At 41.1% G+C, this 18,089-nt stretch carries 18 protein-coding genes and 1 tRNA gene; 8 read left to right on the top strand and 11 right to left on the bottom strand.

The genetic code is table 11. The features are described from left to right. Positions 1-58 precede the first annotated feature (58 nt). A complete protein-coding gene (locus VLA57_RS07870) occupies positions 59-550 on the bottom strand; it encodes a TIR domain-containing protein (protein WP_333954780.1) in 492 nt (163 codons plus the stop codon). 3 nt (positions 551-553) lie between these two features. Next, positions 554-1,996, bottom strand: a complete 1,443-nt coding sequence (locus VLA57_RS07865; RefSeq protein WP_333954779.1) for an SIR2 family protein — start codon at positions 1,994-1,996, stop codon at positions 554-556. Positions 1,997-2,469: 473 nt separating this feature from the next. On the opposite strand from VLA57_RS07865, the gene VLA57_RS07860 reads away from it, so the two are divergent. Next, on the top strand, positions 2,470-3,819 hold the full coding sequence (locus tag VLA57_RS07860) for a valine--pyruvate transaminase (RefSeq protein WP_333954778.1): 1,350 nt from the start codon (positions 2,470-2,472) through the stop codon (positions 3,817-3,819). Between the two features lie 40 nt (positions 3,820-3,859). On the opposite strand, the gene VLA57_RS07855 is transcribed toward VLA57_RS07860, so the two are convergent. From VLA57_RS07855 to VLA57_RS07840, 4 genes are all read right to left on the bottom strand, one after another. Beyond that, on the bottom strand, positions 3,860-4,252 hold the full coding sequence (locus tag VLA57_RS07855; RefSeq protein ID WP_201530654.1) for a hypothetical protein: 393 nt from the start codon (positions 4,250-4,252) through the stop codon (positions 3,860-3,862). 170 nt (positions 4,253-4,422) lie between these two features. Continuing rightward, the gene (gene hisH / locus VLA57_RS07850; RefSeq protein WP_201551607.1) at positions 4,423-5,067 is read right to left on the bottom strand and encodes an imidazole glycerol phosphate synthase subunit HisH; all 645 of its coding nucleotides are present in this window, start codon (positions 5,065-5,067) and stop codon (positions 4,423-4,425) included. Continuing rightward, positions 5,068-5,742 carry an imidazoleglycerol-phosphate dehydratase HisB gene (gene hisB / locus VLA57_RS07845; RefSeq protein WP_011514741.1) on the bottom strand — a complete coding sequence of 225 codons (675 nt, stop codon included), beginning with the start codon at positions 5,740-5,742 and terminating at the stop codon, positions 5,068-5,070. It lies immediately after the preceding gene. A 197-nt stretch (positions 5,743-5,939) separates the two neighbouring features. Further along, positions 5,940-6,080: a hypothetical protein gene (locus VLA57_RS07840; RefSeq protein WP_020444528.1), complete on the bottom strand. Its 141-nt coding sequence runs from the start codon at positions 6,078-6,080 to the stop codon at positions 5,940-5,942. On the opposite strand from VLA57_RS07840, the gene VLA57_RS07835 reads away from it, so the two are divergent. The 4 genes from VLA57_RS07835 (at position 6,079) to VLA57_RS07820 (ending at position 8,154) form a co-directional block, all read left to right on the top strand. Next, the gene (locus VLA57_RS07835; protein ID WP_011514742.1) at positions 6,079-6,501 is read left to right on the top strand and encodes a hypothetical protein; all 423 of its coding nucleotides are present in this window, start codon (positions 6,079-6,081) and stop codon (positions 6,499-6,501) included. The genes VLA57_RS07840 and VLA57_RS07835 overlap by 2 nt on opposite strands. 122 nt (positions 6,502-6,623) lie before the next feature. Continuing rightward, positions 6,624-6,699, top strand: a tRNA-Phe gene (locus VLA57_RS07830). A 180-nt stretch (positions 6,700-6,879) separates the two neighbouring features. Further along, entirely contained in the window at positions 6,880-7,377 is a 498-nt protein-coding gene (locus VLA57_RS07825) for a DUF4385 domain-containing protein (protein ID WP_133104047.1), read from the top strand. A 99-nt stretch (positions 7,378-7,476) separates the two neighbouring features. Beyond that, on the top strand, positions 7,477-8,154 hold the full coding sequence (locus VLA57_RS07820) for a phosphoglycolate phosphatase (protein ID WP_333954777.1): 678 nt from the start codon (positions 7,477-7,479) through the stop codon (positions 8,152-8,154). 27 nt (positions 8,155-8,181) lie between these two features. Here VLA57_RS07820 and VLA57_RS07815 read toward each other — a convergent pair whose 3' ends face one another. Continuing rightward, positions 8,182-9,732, bottom strand: a complete 1,551-nt coding sequence (locus VLA57_RS07815) for a YifB family Mg chelatase-like AAA ATPase (RefSeq protein WP_133104045.1) — start codon at positions 9,730-9,732, stop codon at positions 8,182-8,184. 483 nt (positions 9,733-10,215) lie between these two features. On the opposite strand from VLA57_RS07815, the gene hemN reads away from it, so the two are divergent. Continuing rightward, a complete protein-coding gene (gene hemN / locus VLA57_RS07810; protein ID WP_442968868.1) occupies positions 10,216-11,679 on the top strand; it encodes an oxygen-independent coproporphyrinogen III oxidase in 1,464 nt (487 codons plus the stop codon). Positions 11,680-11,753: 74 nt separating this feature from the next. Here hemN and VLA57_RS07805 read toward each other — a convergent pair whose 3' ends face one another. The 4 genes from VLA57_RS07805 to VLA57_RS07790 all read right to left on the bottom strand — a co-directional run bounded on the left by VLA57_RS07805 (position 11,754) and on the right by VLA57_RS07790 (position 15,618). Beyond that, positions 11,754-13,130: an esterase-like activity of phytase family protein gene (locus VLA57_RS07805; protein WP_133104075.1), complete on the bottom strand. Its 1,377-nt coding sequence runs from the start codon at positions 13,128-13,130 to the stop codon at positions 11,754-11,756. A 184-nt stretch (positions 13,131-13,314) separates the two neighbouring features. Continuing rightward, positions 13,315-14,175, bottom strand: coding sequence for an SPFH domain-containing protein (locus VLA57_RS07800; RefSeq protein ID WP_333954776.1), 861 nt, complete (start codon positions 14,173-14,175; stop codon positions 13,315-13,317). Positions 14,176-14,190: 15 nt separating this feature from the next. Then, the gene (locus VLA57_RS07795; protein WP_201530648.1) at positions 14,191-14,688 is read right to left on the bottom strand and encodes an NfeD family protein; all 498 of its coding nucleotides are present in this window, start codon (positions 14,686-14,688) and stop codon (positions 14,191-14,193) included. Between the two features lie 399 nt (positions 14,689-15,087). After that, the gene (locus VLA57_RS07790; RefSeq protein ID WP_201530647.1) at positions 15,088-15,618 is read right to left on the bottom strand and encodes a porin family protein; all 531 of its coding nucleotides are present in this window, start codon (positions 15,616-15,618) and stop codon (positions 15,088-15,090) included. A 320-nt stretch (positions 15,619-15,938) separates the two neighbouring features. Here VLA57_RS07790 and VLA57_RS07785 point away from each other — a divergent pair, with 320 nt between their 5' ends. Continuing rightward, complete coding sequence (locus VLA57_RS07785; protein ID WP_333954775.1) at positions 15,939-17,171, top strand: 8-amino-7-oxononanoate synthase; 1,233 nt, start codon at positions 15,939-15,941, stop codon at positions 17,169-17,171. A 66-nt stretch (positions 17,172-17,237) separates the two neighbouring features. Next, positions 17,238-18,071 carry a methyltransferase domain-containing protein gene (locus VLA57_RS07780; RefSeq protein WP_201530645.1) on the top strand — a complete coding sequence of 278 codons (834 nt, stop codon included), beginning with the start codon at positions 17,238-17,240 and terminating at the stop codon, positions 18,069-18,071. The last annotated feature ends 18 nt before the right edge of the window (positions 18,072-18,089 follow it).

Raw genomic sequence — 18,089 nt, 5'->3', positions numbered from 1 at the left:
TGAGTATTATTTATGAAGTTAGATATTTAGGCTCTAATGATATTTAATAGTTATAGAATTAGTATTTGTTTCTTATAGCAATAGCTTCTTCTATCCAATCATCTATATTTTCTTGAATATCGCTATAAACGTATTGGCTACTGCTATAAGAAGAATCATAACTTTTTACTATAGTTGACATTAATTTATCATTCACTTTAAAAGCGTCAAAAGGATTCTTACCTTTGTTTGCTTGATTTTTATCTCTATCTTGTAGTTTATGTATGTATATACCTAAGACACCTTTGCCTTCACTCCATGCTTTTTTTATTTCATAATTAATCCATTTTCTATTTGCGGTTTTTTCTCCTATTAATACTATTAGGCAGCTTCTGCCTTTCATATTATCAGAAATCCACTTTTCTACTGAATTATCACCACCTCTTTTTACCTCTTCCCAACTATTAGAGGATAGTAAAGGAGTACCTTCAATTTTCCCGATACTCTTAATTTGTGATACACGCCAACTATCAGGTTTGTAATGAAAACTTAAAAAAACTTTTCTAGCCATTTCCTATCTCCTTAGTTTGTTTACAATTTTAATGACTTCTTTTACTTTTCCTTCTATATCGCCTTCATTGTTAGCAAGATTCTCTAGATGCGGCAACACTAAATCAGGTTGTTCATAATAATCTTTTGGATTTTTCAAAATAGAGTTATATATTGTTCTTGATGCACTTTCAGTGAAAGCAATTGGTATACATAAATTACCTAACTGATGAGCAATCTCAAACTCTCTAATAACACCATTAGCCTCGATAATTTCGTTTTCACCTTGCTTATTCCCAAATAAAAAAATTGAGATCCCACTCAAAGAAATCATTTTTTGGCGATATTCTTCCCAAAGCTCTCCTAAATTCTGAGAACTTGAAGCAAATTGTGGAAAAGGTCTTAACACTAACTGACTTTCATTAAATTTTAAGGGATTACCATATACCGCTTCTAATGCTCCATTAATCACTGCACTACCTACGCCCCAACCAAAACCGTTGACTACTCGATAATTATTTTCAATTAAAGTTTTAGATAATATGTGAATAAACCCTAAAGCATCATTTTTATCTAATGGTTCATATATCTCTGCACTACCAGATATGAATACTGTTCTTTTTTTATACCTATCTTCTATTTCTTTCAATATCTTTGTTATTTCTTCATAACTATCTATCAAGAGAGACTTAATACCATATCGTCTTAAATCATTGGTCATTAAAGACTGTTTTTTAACATTATAATCTAGAGTAGCTCTATCAGGATTATTAGCATCATTTAAATTATGTTTTAAGACAAACTGATAATGCTGACGTTGATCTTCTTTAAATCTATAATTCAAACGACTTAAAACATAATCTAGATTAGGGTCGTTAAAACTAAAGCCTAGAAATAAAAAGGTTTTTGTAGTTAGTTCGCCAGTTAAAGTATTGATAAATGGCTCGTGAGTTTGGTGATACCCTTCATATTGCTCTTTGGTTAGTATTGCATCAGCTGGATGATTTACATCACCATGCATCTTATAGACTACTATATCTCTTTTAGGCTTCGTCACTAATAGTTGCTTATTATTGTATTTTACATCTACAACTTTATTCTCTTTCTTTAACGAGCTTTCGATCAGCTCATCATAATTTGTTGTCCATATAGAAGATAAAGGCAATCTTGCTATAATTCTATGATTATCTGTTTCCTCTGTCTCTTCTGTGAACTCTTCAAGAATTTTACGATTAATTTTGGTACGATTTCTATTTTCATTGACATGGTATTGAGCTAATGACACTAGATCAGATTCAGTTTTTATATTAAGTCCTAAGTCTTCAGCTATTTCTATCATCAGCTCTTGCCAGTTTACATAACCAGCAGGAATAGATAGTCCAGCGCCAGCGAAAATAGATGCTGTTCCTTCATCTAAGTCTTTTACAAAATCTTTTATGAAAACTTCTATTTCATTATTAAAGGTCATTAGTATTCTTCCGTTGAAATTCTTCGAAAATAAAAGTCATAACAATAGCTATTATGAACATTAGTATACTTTAATTCAACGAAGTATTTATATTACACGTCAACTATTGTCGTATATATCAGTCATTGGGTTGCGCCAAATATGATTCTAAGCAAAGCTTCGTTTAACTAATGATAGTCGCTTTAATGGGCGGTTTATCTTTGATTGAAGCGGTAGCTTAGTGAGCTAGGCGCCACAGATTGCCAACTACAAGCGTAAAGCAGGATTAGCTAAAAAACTATAAACTAAAACGCCTTCTATTCCTATAGAAGGCGTTTTTTGCTTCGTAGAGTGTATAGCCATATAAACCGATATCAGCCATGCAGTTTGCTGATTTATTGGGGCGATTACCTAGCCCTCATTTGCTATACTAGCCTAACTTTTATCAATCAGATTCCTTCTTATCAAACCCTCCAAAACAGCATGGTAGTCTTATGAAATTCTCAAAGTTCGGTCAAAAATTCACCCAGCCCACTGGCATCTCACAATTGATGGACGATTTGGGCGATGCGCTAAAAAGCGATCAGCCTGTCAACATGCTAGGCGGTGGTAACCCTGCCAAAATTGATGCCGTTAATGAGCTGTTTTTGGAGACGTATAAGTTGCTTGGTAATGATAACGATACGGGCGAAGCCAATAGTAGCGCCATTATTAGTATGGCGAATTACTCTAATCCGCAAGGTGATTCTGACTTTATTGATGCATTGGTTGGCTTCTTTAACCGTCATTATGACTGGAATCTGACCTCAGAAAACATCGCTCTGACCAACGGCTCACAGAACGCGTTTTTCTATTTGTTTAATCTATTCGGCGGCGCTTTCGTTGATGAAAACAGCCAAAATAAAGAAAGCCAGTCTGTAGATAAATCGATTCTTCTGCCATTGACCCCTGAATATATTGGCTATAGCGATGTTCATGTTGAAGGTCAGCATTTCGCAGCGGTACTACCGCATATCGATGAAGTGACGCATGATGGCGAAGAAGGCTTCTTTAAATATCGTGTTGATTTTGAGGCATTAGAGAATTTGCCAGCGCTAAAGGAAGGTCGTATCGGTGCGATTTGCTGCTCACGCCCGACCAACCCGACTGGTAACGTGCTGACCGATGACGAAATGGCGCATTTGGCCGAGATTGCCAAACGTTATGACATACCGCTGATTATCGATAATGCCTACGGTATGCCCTTCCCGAATATCATTTACTCTGACGCGCATCTGAATTGGGATAACAATACGATTCTGTGCTTTAGCCTGTCTAAAATTGGCCTGCCCGGTATGCGTACGGGTATTATCGTTGCCGATGCTAAGGTGATTGAAGCGGTCAGCGCGATGAATGCAGTAGTAAATCTAGCACCAACACGCTTTGGCGCAGCGATTGCCACGCCACTGGTAGAAAACGATCGTATCAAGCAATTATCTGATAATGAAATTAAGCCGTTTTATCAAAAGCAGGCGAACCTCGCTGTGAAGCTGTTAAAAGAAGCGTTGGGTGATTATCCACTGATGATCCATAAGCCTGAAGGCGCGATTTTCCTATGGTTGTGGTTCAAAGACTTGCCGATTAGTACGCTTGAGCTGTACGAGCGCCTAAAAGAAAAAGGCACCCTTATTGTGCCAAGCGAGTACTTCTTCCCTGGTGTCGATGTTAGCGATTATCAGCATGCGCACGAGTGTATTCGTATGAGTATCGCGGCTGACAAGCAGACGCTAACTGATGGTATTAGAGTGATTGGTGAAGTGGTGCGTGAGTTGTATGATGAAGCTAAAAATAACAAAGCATCATAACTTCAATGATAAAAATAGTTAAATAGTAAAAAAAACGGACTTATGAATAGTCCGTTTTTTTCTGTCGTTTGATCATAGGTTTGACTGTATTGATTGACTGAAAAATCTTCGTCCACATGGTAAGTCCATAAAGCACATACGACAGCATACAAGTATTGATAATATCGTGGATACTTGCCATCAGCTCTGCGCTTTCTATCCCTGCGAGACCTAGCTCGGTAATGGTCTGACGGTTATCCAAATACTCGCCTAATAAAGCAATACAGGTCACCATAATTAAAGCGATAAACGCTCTGATACTGTATTTTTTGAAGATTGGACGCAGCAAAATAACGCTCAATAGATAAACACTGATGCCCACATAGATATGTAGGGCATCTTTTTCTAATCCTGTGGCACTCACGACGCCGTTTTTAAAGAGATAAAAGTCCACTATTTATTCCACATATAAGAGAGTAGGAAGTCATTAAGCTTAAAATAAGAATAAAAAAGAGTTTGCGACCATGCAAACTCTTTTGCGCGAGAGCAAAGCAGTACTGTGCTCCTTCCTCGCTCAGATTGTGCCTTTGCCAACCTGACTGCGCAACTAAGTCATACTTATTTTTAAATATCCCAGTCTACAAAATTCTTTAATAACTGCAAACCTGCGGTATGGCTTTTTTCTGGATGGAACTGGGTAGCAAATAAATTATCTTGCAAGATACTGGCACAAAACGGCTGACCATAATCACAAATAGCAGCCACTTGCGAGCTATCTGCTGGCTCGCAGTAATAGCTATGTACAAAATAAAAATGCGCCTTATCTTCGATACCACTCCATAATGGATGAGTAAAATCCATACCACTAATAGTATTCCAGCCCATATGCGGTACTTTTATTTGTACCCCTTTTTCATCTTTCCATGCCGGATCAAAAGCGGGTACTGTGCCATCTAAGATACTCAGGCAGGGCGTGCCACCATTTTCAGCAGACTGCTCAAACAACGCCTGCATGCCAACACAGATAGCCATAACAGGCTTATTAAATATCGCCTGACGTATGACCTCGTCAATACCTGCCGCATGCATGCCAGCGATACAATCACGCATAGCACCGACGCCTGGGAAGAAAATCTTATCTGCTGCCGCCACGACTTTTGGGTCATTGGTGATAGAGACTTCTGCCCCGACCGCTGATAATGCTTTGCTGGCTGAGTGCAAGTTACCCATACCATAATCTAATAGTGCAATTTTTGTGGCACGACTCATCTAAAACGCCTCTTTGGTCGATGGCAAGGTATTTAGCGCACGTTCATCGTATTCACACGCCATACGTAGCGCACGAGCAAAGGCTTTAAAGGTAGATTCGATTTGATGATGACTGTTTTTGCCTTTTAGATTATCTAAATGCACGGTCATCCACGAATGATTCACAAAACCATAGAAGAATTCGCTAAATAAATCGACATCAAAAGTGCCGACATGCGAGCGCGTAAAGGGAATATCCATATGCAGACCTGGACGACCAGATAAATCAACAACCGCACGCGTCAATGCTTCGTCTAGTGGCGCGTAAAAATGCCCATAACGACGGATACCTTTTTTATCACCTAATGCTTTGTTAAATGCTTGACCAAGCGTAATGCCTGTATCTTCAACACTGTGGTGATCATCGATGAAAGTATCACCGGTACATTTGATGTCTAAGTCAAACAAACCGTGACGCTTGATTTGGTCAATCATATGATCCAAAAACGGGACGCCAGTGTCCACAGTACCTTGCCCTGTACCATCAAGATTGACCGTACAGGTCACTTGGGTCTCAGCAGTAATACGCTCAACAGTCGCGATACGTTCAGGGCGACCATGTAAATTTAGTTTTTGCGTAGGATCTTGCTCAGCTGTATTGGGTATATTGGCTGTCGTCGTTAAATTGGCGGTCATGGCTACTCTCTATAAATGAAAAGCGGTCAATAAAATAGGGCGAAAAATGCCCAATATATTCTTACTAGCGTCTAAAATAGATAATAAAACAATCAGGCTAAAAATAAGTTCAATGCTTATTCAAAAAGCCTGTTCAACAAGCCAAAATATGAGGCTTGATGCACACAGAACCTTGTCTATCTTCATCATAGCAAACCCTACCATTTACTGCCATGACCAAGCAGTAAACCACGCACAAAATTCTCGTATTCTGCTAAAATAATAGCTTCAGTTTTATCAATCGTCACCTTTGCTGATTCTATTATGCCTTGCTGTATTAAATTATAGGAATTGAACATGCCTTTAGAAGCCATTGCCATCAATAGTTTGGATGCGCCACTCATCAAAAAGCCTACTCGTGAAAACGAATTAGCCGAGCGCTTAGAGGCGCTCTATGACACCGATGATAGCCAGCCTGATGGTGCTGACGTATTGGCTATTATTGAGCAAGGTTTTAAACGTGGTCAAACGCTGTATGTCGGTATGTTTAATGACAAGCCTATCGCCGCAGTTGCTTGCTTTGATGATGGGCAGACCGATGCCAAACGCTTGCAGTATCTCACCGTACATCTGCAAAATCGCGGTCGTGCGATTGATGCTAAGTTTATCAAACTGGTTTATGATGCTGAAGTCAAAAAAGGCGTGCGTGCATTTGTTGCGGTTGATGCCGAGATTCATCGTATTATGACTGAATACGAGCTACTACGCGTCAAGGATTAATTTTAGCCTAAATAGGCTTATTTCGATGAATCGTTCATTATTTTTGCCCTTTTATCACCTATAATGCAAAAACTGCTTGACAGTAAGCGCTATATTTAGTTTAATAGCGCCTCAACGAAGACGGCTCGATAGCTCAGTCGGTAGAGCAACGGATTGAAAATCCGTGTGTCGGCAGTTCGAACCTGCCTCGAGCCACCATTCGTTTAAAGCATTCTAAAAAGCCTCAAACATCACTGTTTGGGGCTTTTTTTATGTCTGCAATAATAACTCACTTCTATTAATACTCACTTTCACCGATCTATAACATATCTATGCTACATTTAAATCGTCTCAGCTCTTTATACTAAGGCTATCTATGGACAGCTGATAGGTAAAATAATGAGAGAATTTGATTATGACTTGGATTATAAAAATCTAGATTTGCGTACGCAGCCTGAGCTGTACCGTGTCGGTCGCGGTGAACAAGGTGTATTATTGGTAGAGCCTTATAAGTCTGAGATTCTGCCGCACTGGCGCTTTGCTACTCCTGAGATTGCGCTTGAGAGTAGCGATGCCATTTATCAGATGTTTTTGGATTATCTGGCAGCAGATGACTTTGTCGGAGCCGATATGGCACGCAAATTTATCCAGATGGGTTTTACCCGTGCCCGCCGCTACGCCAATCATAAAGGCGGTAAAAAGTATAAAGGGGCGGTCCCTGATGATAAAAAGGGTCAAAGCGGTGCGCATGGACGTGAAGAGCTGCCACGACAAACCGAGGATCCTATCAAAGCAGAGTCGGCACGTATCTTTAAAGAAAAATGGGACTTGTGCCGTGAAAATAAAGATTATTTAGCGATGAAAGCTGAGCACCGTGAGCGCTATAAAGATATTTAATAGGATAGCAACATTAAGGCAGACTGTTTTCTTATGCTATGGTAATCACCACCAAACAAGCATGAATAAAAAATGCAGCACTTTTAACGGGTAGAAATAATGGATAAGCAACTTTTAATTTTTGATTTTGATGGCACCCTTATCGATAGCGTACCAGATTTGGCGGATGCAACCAATGCAATGCTAACGACCCTTGGCAAAACGCCCTATCCTCTCGACAGCATTCGTAACTGGGTTGGTAATGGCTCAAGGATGCTTGTTGAGCGCGCTTTGGTAGGTAAGATAGAGGTTTTAGAGGGTGAATTAGCCAAAGAAGCCGTCGACCATGCTGAGCAAGTATTTTTCGATGCTTATAGCAAAATGGGCGGCAGTAAAACCGTCGCCTATCCAAACGTGGATAGTGGGCTAAAAAAACTACAAGCCGCAGGGTATAAGCTGGCATTGGTCACCAACAAGCCGATTCGTTTTGTGCCAAAAATACTACAATCCTTTGGCTGGCAAGATTTATTTATTGAAGTACTGGGCGGTGATAGCTTGCCTACCAAAAAACCAGACCCTGCGCCGTTATTGCATGTCTGTAAAGCGTTGAATATTAATCCAGAACAAGCAGTGATGATTGGTGATTCGAGAAATGATATCTTAGCAGGGCAAAATGCCAATATAAATACCCTTGGGTTGTCTTATGGCTATAACTATGGGCAAGATATTCGTGAGCTTAATCCTACCGAAGCCTTCGATGACTTTGCGTCTTTGGTGGACTATCTTTTAAAGAGTTAGCCTGTAAATAACCAAACACCAGAACTATTATTTGCTACGATAACTTAGCGCTTCAGATAAATGAACGCTAGTAATATCGGTACTGTCAGCCAAATCAGCAATCGTTCGTGCAACGCGTAATACTCGATGATAACCTCGAGCAGATAAATTTAGGCGTTGTTGAGCAAGCTGTAATAGTTGTTGCTCGCCTTCTCCTAGCTGAATATATTTATCAATCTCACTAGGATTGAGCTCATTATTGACCTTGTTTTGCCGTATTAACTGACGATTATGTGCTGCAGATACTCGAGTACGTACTTGCTCGGACGTTTCTCCCGCCTGAGCATTTTGCAGATCCGCAATCGGTAATGCTGGTACGGTAATATGTAAATCAATGCGATCAAGTAGTGGTCCTGATAATTTATCTTGATAGCGTTTAATCTGCTCCGGTCGGCAGCGACAACGCCCTGAGCCATCGCCATCATAACCACACGGGCACGGGTTCATCGCTGCCACCAATTGAAAATTTGCCGGAAAAGTCATCTGCGAGTTGGCACGGCTAATGGTAATCTGCTTTGCCTCTAACGGCTGTCTTAAGACTTCCAATACCGTACGGTCAAACTCAGGCAATTCATCAAGAAATAATACGCCCTTATTGGCAAGGGTAATCTCACCCGGTTTCGGGCGTGAACCGCCACCGACCAATGCCACCGCTGATATGGTGTGATGAACTTGCCTAAAAGGTCGTGTGCCATAATCATAATCACTATCAGCAACCGAATACGTACTGGCAACCTCTAGCGCATCCTCCGCACTCAAATCTGGCAAAATCGTTGGCAGGCGTGATGCCATTAAAGTCTTACCCGAACCCGGTGGTCCTGTAAATAATAGCGAATGACCACCTGCTGCGGCAATCTCTAAAGCACGACGCGCATGATGTTGACCCTTTACATCCGCCAAATCTACTTGATAGCCTATATGCTGCTGGGTAGGGCTTGGCTCTACTGCCGCTAAGCGCTCATCCGAAAGACTGCTATCGGTAAGTGACTGCAAGTGATTGCATACGGCTTTTAAATTTGTCGCGGCCAATACGGTGATGCCATCGACGCGACTTGCTTCTGTCCCGTTGATAGTTGGGACAATCAATTGCCTTGTGACTGATATCACCTGCTCATTACCTTCTAAAATTTGCTCTGCCAATACCTCAGCTTTTATTGCCCGTGCGACCGCCAAACTACCGCTTACTTGGCGCAGCTCACCATTGAGTGCCAACTCGCCAATAAACTCAAATCCTGCCAGCACCTCTGGATCTAACTGGTCACTGGCTGCCAAAATACCGATGGCTATAGGCAAATCAAGACGAGCACCGTCTTTAGGTAAATCGGCGGGCGCTAAATTAATCGTCAAGCGTCTATTAGGAAACTGAAATCCAGAATTGAGTATCGCTGAGCGTACTCTATCCTTACTCTCACGTACCGCCGCTTCAGGCAAACCAACAATGGTCAATGCCGGCAACCCTTGTGATAGATGTACTTCAATAATCACTTTGGGAGCATGTAGTCCGACGACTGAACGAGTATAGACTTGAGCAAATGACATGAGCCATTCCTAATATAGATATTTATCGATAATAGAGTATTATCAATAAGTGCGCAAATGTTGCGTTTTTTATTTTTGAATGAATCATATCTTAACTCTCTTGTCTAAGGTTTATGTTTCAGATTGTCAAAATTATTTTTGCTTCTATACATAGTGAAGAAACAGTCATAGCTTCTTGGTACTTTAGGACAACCCTAAAGTCTTTTTTATTACCTAACCATACAACCTTATGGGTATATACCAAAGTCATTGTCCATGCCACTATAAGCTGTGATTTGTTATACTAGTCATTACTTATTTCAATCGCTTTTTTATTGGCTTTCTTCAGAAATATAGCTATTAGCAAAGCCATAAACTTGTTAAGCAAAATAGCGATTGATACAGTCAAACGAGGAATCTCGCATGTCAGAACAATTTGATATCAATAGCACACCTGAGCACTCAATTAACGCAAGCGAGCAGCCTACCACGGTGCGTCCTGTTATGCAGCCGGACAATCCCTATGCCAGTACTCGTGGCAGTATCACCAGCAAACAGCTGCCAGCATTCGATCAAGATATCATTAATAAGTATAATCGTTCCGGACCGCGCTATACCTCCTATCCAACTGCTTTAGAGTTTTCTCCGATACCAGAAGGGCTTGAAACAAAAATCCTCCAAGAGCGCGAAGCCCATGCGCCGTTATCGCTTTATTTCCATATTCCATTTTGTCGTCACCTTTGCTACTACTGTGCTTGCAATAAAATCATCACCAAAAAGAACAGCGATGCGGGCGATTATTTAGCGTATTTGATGGCTGAAATTAATCACAAACGCAGCTTATTACGCACATTAGAAAACGGCAAAAAACCCTTGGTTAAACAGCTACATTTTGGTGGTGGCACCCCAACTTTCCTGCAAGACAATGAGTTGATACAACTTTGGGAGTTTTTGCAGACCCAGTTCGAGTTTTTGCCGGAAGACCAAGGTGATTACTCTATCGAAATTGACCCACGCGAGCTCAGTGGCGAGACGCTAAAAGTATTGCGCAATCTTGGCTTTAACCGTGTCAGCTTAGGCGTACAGGATTTAGACGAGACCGTACAAATTGCCGTTAATCGTGTGCATTCAGCAGAGCTTATTGAAAATGTATTAAATGAGGCGCGCGAATTAGGCTTTCATTCTATCAATGTCGATCTGATTTATGGTTTACCACATCAAACGCCTGAAACCTTTGATAAAACCATACGCAGTATTATCGAGATGTCACCAGATCGCTTGTCGGTATTTAATTATGCTCATTTGCCTGAACGCTTTAAGTCTCAACGTCAAATCAAAGAGGACGATTTACCTACTCCATCTGCTAAGCTCACGATGCTCGGTAATACCATCAATACCTTAACTGAAGCCGGTTATCAATATATTGGCATTGACCATTTTGCCAAACCTGATGACGAGCTGGCCATCGCCCAGCGTGAAGGCAAGTTGCATCGTAATTTTCAGGGCTATACTATCATGGGCGATTGTGATTTATTGGGCTTTGGCGTGTCTTCAATCAGTCAAATTTCCAATGCCAACAGCAGTTATATCCTACAAAATCATACTGATTTGCAAGTATATAAAGACAATATTGATGCAGCACGTAATAATCCTACCATCATGCCAGCGGTTAACGTGATTAAAACCTCTATTAAAGATCGCTTGCGTGAATATGTGATTATGAATTTATTGTGTCACGATTATATGGATTTTAGAGACATCAATCAGAAATTTGGCATCGATGCTATTACCTACTTTATTAATGAGATTCAACAGCTTGGTGAAATGCAAGAAGACCGCTTGATTGATATGGATGCTGCTGGCATTCGCGTATTACCAAGAGGTCGCTTATTGGGTCGTAATGTAGCCATGGTATTCGATGAATATCTGGATAAAAAACATAAAAACCGCTTCTCAAAAGCTATTTAACCAAAAACAGACCTCAATCGAGGTCTGTTTTTGGTCAGCGATAAATATTATAACTTATAAACCATTATCCATATCTATTTGGTCGGCATCACAAGATACAGTCGATTGGCATCCTCTATGGTTTTTTCTTTATCTAGGTATTTTTGTTCAATCGTGCTTTTTGCATCCACTATCTCTGTATCTGTCAGCGCAAAATCATCATCATTGAGTAAACCCAATGCGCCGTCTTGCCGTAACCATAATCCTTCAAGCTTATCATGCGGATAATCTAGCGTAGCAAGCACATCGACAACCAAGGTTTTTCTAACAGGCTTTATAGCCATAGTTTCAAGTAATTGCCAGTTTGCTTCGTTTTCTGCAATAAGCTGCTCAAGTGTTTGCCCATTGATAGTCAAGCCGAGATTTTCATCTTGTCTGATAGTTTCAGTAGTTATCACTTCTTCGATATTCGTCGCCTGAGAGATACTAATTTTATAGATTAGCTTTTGTGCCGATTTATCTTGTAGCGGAAACTTGCGGTCATGCTCAATAAGATAAAATTCATGCTCATTGATAGCGACTATCCCTGATGCCACGTGCTCTGCAATTTCAAGACGATATAAATATTGTGCTATCTGACCTGAAATTAGGTTAATAGCAACGATACGCACCAAACTAGAGCCACGACCCGATTTGTCGGGATTGTCCATAGAGGATTCCATGATACCTACAAGCGTAGTCTGGTCGGGCGTAATGGTTAATGCTTCCATGCCACGATTGGCTCGGCGTTTGGTAAACTCTGCCGGTAATAAAAGCCGTTTACCGTTAACGAGTACGTTATTACGCTCATCAGTGGCAAACGCATTGATACGGGCTATCTCCACTCCATTCGCATCATAATGGACAAGATGTGGACCATATTCATCACTGACCCAAAAACTCCCATCTTTGAGTGCTGCCAGCCCTTCAGGGTCTAAACCATCGATATCAGTTTTAATAGGATTGCTCACCGCATCAAACGGTAAGTTTGGATTGACCGTCATCGGTCGACCATCAATATCGTAAGGCGCCTCGTTAGTGCCGCCAAAAGCTTTTGGATTGGGTAACCCAGAAATAGGATTGCCATTACTATCTTTAAGCACAATCTCTTTTATCTTGATAATTTTACCATCAGCCTGCAACTCAAACAGCCCGATATACGGTGTGTAATCTGGCACTAAAAACTGCTTACCTTTACCAGCAATGCCGTCAAAATCTGCATTGGGACCGCGATCGGTGAGTACGTAGAATTGGTTGGCATTGGTTGGATGCGCTGCGGCGTCCGAGCCATAACCACCACCGCGAATCTCTAATTTCTGCTCAGGATAGGCGGCATTGATGTGCGTCGCATCAAGCACGCTATAGGGTAACGGGCAACCTTGTGGGAAATCCTCTATTGAGATTATTCCTGTATTTGGCTTTTGCTCAGTCATGATCATTGACATTGTTATTTTCCTTATTTAGGTATTTTTATTGCTTAGAAAACGATATTTCACGCAAAAAGAATCATCAAAAAAAGTATGAGTAAATTCAGTTCCAAAAAATAGCCAGCGCGTTAGATACTCACTGACTATTTTTAAGCATTAAATTTATAGCATATGATTAAAGGGTGGTGATTTAAACCTTAAGCTTATCACCGACCATGCCTTTTACTGTACTTAGAATGTCAGCGGGTAATACCACCATTTTTGAGTTATCGGACTCAGCCAGCTGACGAATCGCTTTAATATACTGCTCGCCCAGTAAGTAGACAATCGGCATCTCTTCCGTACCCATCGCAGCAGTAATCAGACGGATAGATTCTTCTGAGCCTCTTGCCAGTACCACCTGCGCCTCAGCGTCACGGCGTGAGGCTTCTAAACGCCCATCTGCTTCTAAGATAGCTGCTTGTTTTTGACCATCAGCACGGGTCACTGTCGCTCGGCGTAGACGCTCTGCCGCTGCCTGCTCTTCCATTGACGCCTGCATGGTTTGTGACGGATTAATATCTTGAATCTCTACTGTCTTTAACGTGATACCCCAATCTGCAATATCTTCTGAGATGGCATGCTTTAGCTTCATTTTTATTTCATCACGGCTAGATAAGGCACTATCAAGATCCATCTCACCGATGATTGAACGTAAAGACGTTTGTACCAGATTACGGATACCATACTCATAATCTTCGATGCCATAGACCGCTTTATCAGGGCGAATAATATTAATGTAAGCAACAGCATTAGCGATAATAACGACGTTATCGCGGGTAATCACTTCTTGTGACGGAATATCAAGGACGATGTCTTTGGTCGTGACTTTGTAAGAAACATCATCAACATAAGGGATAATAAGGTTTAGACCTGGCTCTAACGTTTGGCTATATTTCCCTAAGCGCTGTACCACCCATTTATACCCTTGTGGTACGATTCGCACACCTTTAAACACGGTAAAGACTACCAGTGCAACCAAAACCACCATAACAATGCTAAAGCTTTCCATAATTTATCCTTATTATTATACGCGCATATTTTGGTTCACAGCTGCCTTCGATGTCATGCTACTCACAATCAGCTCATTACCAACGATATCTGTTACCACTACTCGATCACCGACTGCCACTTGCTCGCCTCGAGTACGGCACATCCATTCAGCGGCACCCACAATAGGCACATTAAAACGCACCATACCAGCTCTATCTGGCTGCGGCTGCACAATAATCATGCCTGTTTCACCAACGATCACACTGCCGCCAAGTCCTGCTTTAGTACGATCAACCGCTAAAGGTTTGATAAACTTAAACCATGCCAGCAAAAAGATAGCGGAGAGGAGTAACCAGATAATGATTTGTACGGATACCGAAACAGGCAGAAGCCATGCAAGCGCAGCCACTATGATAGCAGCAGCACCAAACCAAAGACTGGCAAAGGTTGGCACAAACATCTCGACAATCAGCAGCGAAAAGCCTAATACCAGCCAATGCCAAGGTTCAATCATCCAAAGAATCTCCATCATTGCTTTATTCCCTATCTTTGTTATCCTAGCTTTCAATGTAGCACATTTACTCCTCTAAGGACGNGCGAAAAGCCTAATACCAGCCAATGCCAAGGTTCAATCATCCAAAGAATCTCCATCATTGCTTTATTCCCTATCTTTGTTATCCTAGCTTTCAATGTAGCACATTTACTCCTCTAAGGACGTTTTAAAAGCGCTATAAAAACAATGTCTTAATCCTATTAACTTTCTTAGTATTAAAGCGCATCCATATTTGCCTTAAACTAAGACTATCTATATTGTGCTTAAAAAAAGCAAAAAAAAACGACCGCCGAAGCGATCGTTTTTTATTTTGGGCGTTCTTATTAATACTTTAATATAAATTAATACTTTAATATAAAGAGATTAAGTATCAAGAAATTAGAACTTTAGCTGTGCACCGACAGTCATAAGATCTGCGTCACTACCTAGCTTGTCATATTCAGCTTCAACACTGAAGTTAGGGTTTACTGAGTAGCCAAGACCAACACCACCAGCTAAACTAGTATCGCTGTCAGAGAAGTTATTAAACGCAGTACCAGTCGCTTCTATTTCAGTTCTTGCAACACCTAGCTTACCTTTAGCATATAGACCAGTATTTGGGAAAGCATAACGGTAGGTACCATAAGCGCCGTAAGTTTTTGCGTCGATGTCACCGCCTCTGTAATCTGCGTCATCTGAGCCTACAAATTCAGCTTCCATACCAAAGTTAGGATCGAAATTGTAGCCTGCATATACGCCATATGCGGTTGGATCATCAGCGCCATCAACGTCTAAATCAAATTGACCGACTTTAGCACCAACGTATGGTTGACCAGTGTAGCCGTTGCCATAAGAAACGGCAGCTTGTGCACCCATGCTTAATAATGAACCGGCTGCTAATGCAATTAGAGTTTTCTGTAGAGTTTTCATGTGTATCTCCTTAAAATCACTGTGGACAAACAAGTTATTTATTCATGTGGAATTTTTAGTCATATCGCCTTGTTTGCTAACGATGTATACATAGTAACAAACCATGTCAGAAACTCTGTCAGTGTTTAATGGTAAGAAAGTTAAGTTTTGCAAGCGTTTATCAATGTTCAAGTTACAAAGGCCGATATATGAAATCTTTTGTTACAACCACTCAGTTTGTGCAATAATCCCTACTTATTCTTGAGACGATTTATTCAGAACCTCATTTTAATAAGTAAAAACCATCAAATAAAAGCGATTAAATAAAAAAAGGGACCTCAATGACTGCTCTTATTATCAATCGTCTGCAAGAGTCGCTCAACGCGCTAAAAGCAGCGAATCAATACCGTCAGATACCTAACTTACAACACCATGAGCGATATGTGATTAGCGAAGGCAATCGATTACTCAATATCGCTAGCAACGATTATCTTGGCTTGGGCAGTAATAAGCAACTCCAGAGCGACTTCCTTAATCAACTCAATCAATTTCCAGTCGATAGCATACCTAGGATGAGTGCCACCTCCTCTAGGCTCTTGACAGGTAACGATGAACATCTGCAAGCATTGGAGTCTGAACTACAAGAATGGTATCAAAACGCTGTAGACAAGAAAAACCTATCCTCATCAAAATCGGTACTGGTATTCAACAGCGGCTACCATGCCAATATAGGTATTTTGCCTGCACTGACGACATTGCCAATCAAAACGCTCATTTTGGCAGATAAACTGGTGCATGCTAGTATTATCGATGGCATACGCCTCAGCCAAAGTAAGCTAGTCAGCTATCGTCGATATCGTCACAACGACTATAAGCATTTAGCCAAATTTATTGAGCAAGCAGATTCAAGTGTTGAGCGCATTATCATTGTCACCGAAAGCATCTTTAGTATGGATGGTGACCGCGCTGACTTGGCGCAATTGGTACAACTAAAAGCAAAAGATGCTCGTATTGAGCTGTATATCGATGAAGCCCATGCTATCGGTATCTTAGGTGATTCAGGTTTAGGATTGGCAGAAGAAACCCAAACACTGGCTGATATTGATTATCTGGTGGGGACTTTTGGTAAAGCTTTTGCCTCTATTGGCGCTTATATCATGTGTGATGATGTCGTCAAACACTGGCTAATTAATCAGATGCGCCCCCTCATTTTTAGCACCGCATTACCACCCATTAATCACGCATGGACACGTTTTATCTTAGCAAAAATGCCAAGCTTAACGGAGCAGCGCCTTCATTTGGCACAGTTATCCGCCACGCTTAGTGACGCTATTCCCGAACGATATCGCGTGTCGTTAATTCATCAAGATGCAGGCTATGCCTCCCCTATCGTGCCTTATATACTAGGCGATAATGCGCTCACTGTCGAAAAAGCAAAGCAGCTACAAGCAGCAGGATTTTATGCCTTACCTGTCAGACCGCCTACTGTTCCTGCCAATACTGCTCGTATTCGCTTAGTGATGAATGCAGCGCTTAGCCATGAGGACTGTCAGCGGCTGATAGCGCATTTATAATGCGATTATTTTTTAGTAACTACTTTCTTTTAGCGTTAAGCGAATTATTTGGATGCAACAAACAACATGAAACCTCCTGCTACACCTGACATCCTCAGCACAAGAAAACAAACCATCGCGCGTCATTTTGCCACTGCTAGCGATTATGACCAGCATGCCCATATTCAAGCGCAAATCTGTCAGCATCTCCTTGCCCTTATCGCTCGTACTAAGCAAGATAGCGTATTTGAAATCGGTGCAGGCACAGGTCAAATGACACGTTTGTTGTCAGAGAACGTTCAAAGTCAGCACTGGTTTATCAATGAGCTGTGTTCTGAAAGGGCAGCGATATTGCAATCGATAGTACCGACAGCTAATATAATAATTGGCGATGCTGAAACCATTGAATTATCCAAAGGCTCTAACTCAATAAACCCTAGTTTGATAGAGCACAGCCTAATAGTCAGTGCAAATGCGGTACAGTGGTTTGATAACCCATTGAGTTTTGTAAAACACTCTACCCAGCGTTTGCGAGCAGGAGGGCAATTAGTCTTTAATACTTTTACGCCAGATAACTTTTTGCAAATTAAGCAACTAACGGGTCAAGGGCTGCATTATCCAGCTATCAGTGAGTGGCAATCAGCATTAGAAGTCGTAGGTTTTGAGAATATCAAACTATTAACTCAGCGCTTTGATGTACCTTTTGCCAATCCCTACGCTGTTCTTAAACATATGAAGCTAACAGGGGTATCGACCAATCAAGCGCAGTCAAGCAGTGGTCAGCCATTTACATGGACCAAGTCCCGTCTAAAACAATTTGAGCAAGATTACTGGCAACAGTTTTCTGAATTAAATAAAGATGGTCAACTTCATGTGAATTTGACTTATGATGTGCTGATGATAAGCGCTTTTAAAGCGTGACATGTGAATTGCAATATT

Origin of the sequence: Psychrobacter sp. S4(2024), from assembly GCF_036861305.1 — a bacterium.
Classification (GTDB): domain Bacteria; phylum Pseudomonadota; class Gammaproteobacteria; order Pseudomonadales; family Moraxellaceae; genus Psychrobacter; species Psychrobacter cryohalolentis.
Note: the sequence above shows the minus strand (reverse complement) of the source record. Positions and strands in the feature narration are given on the sequence as shown.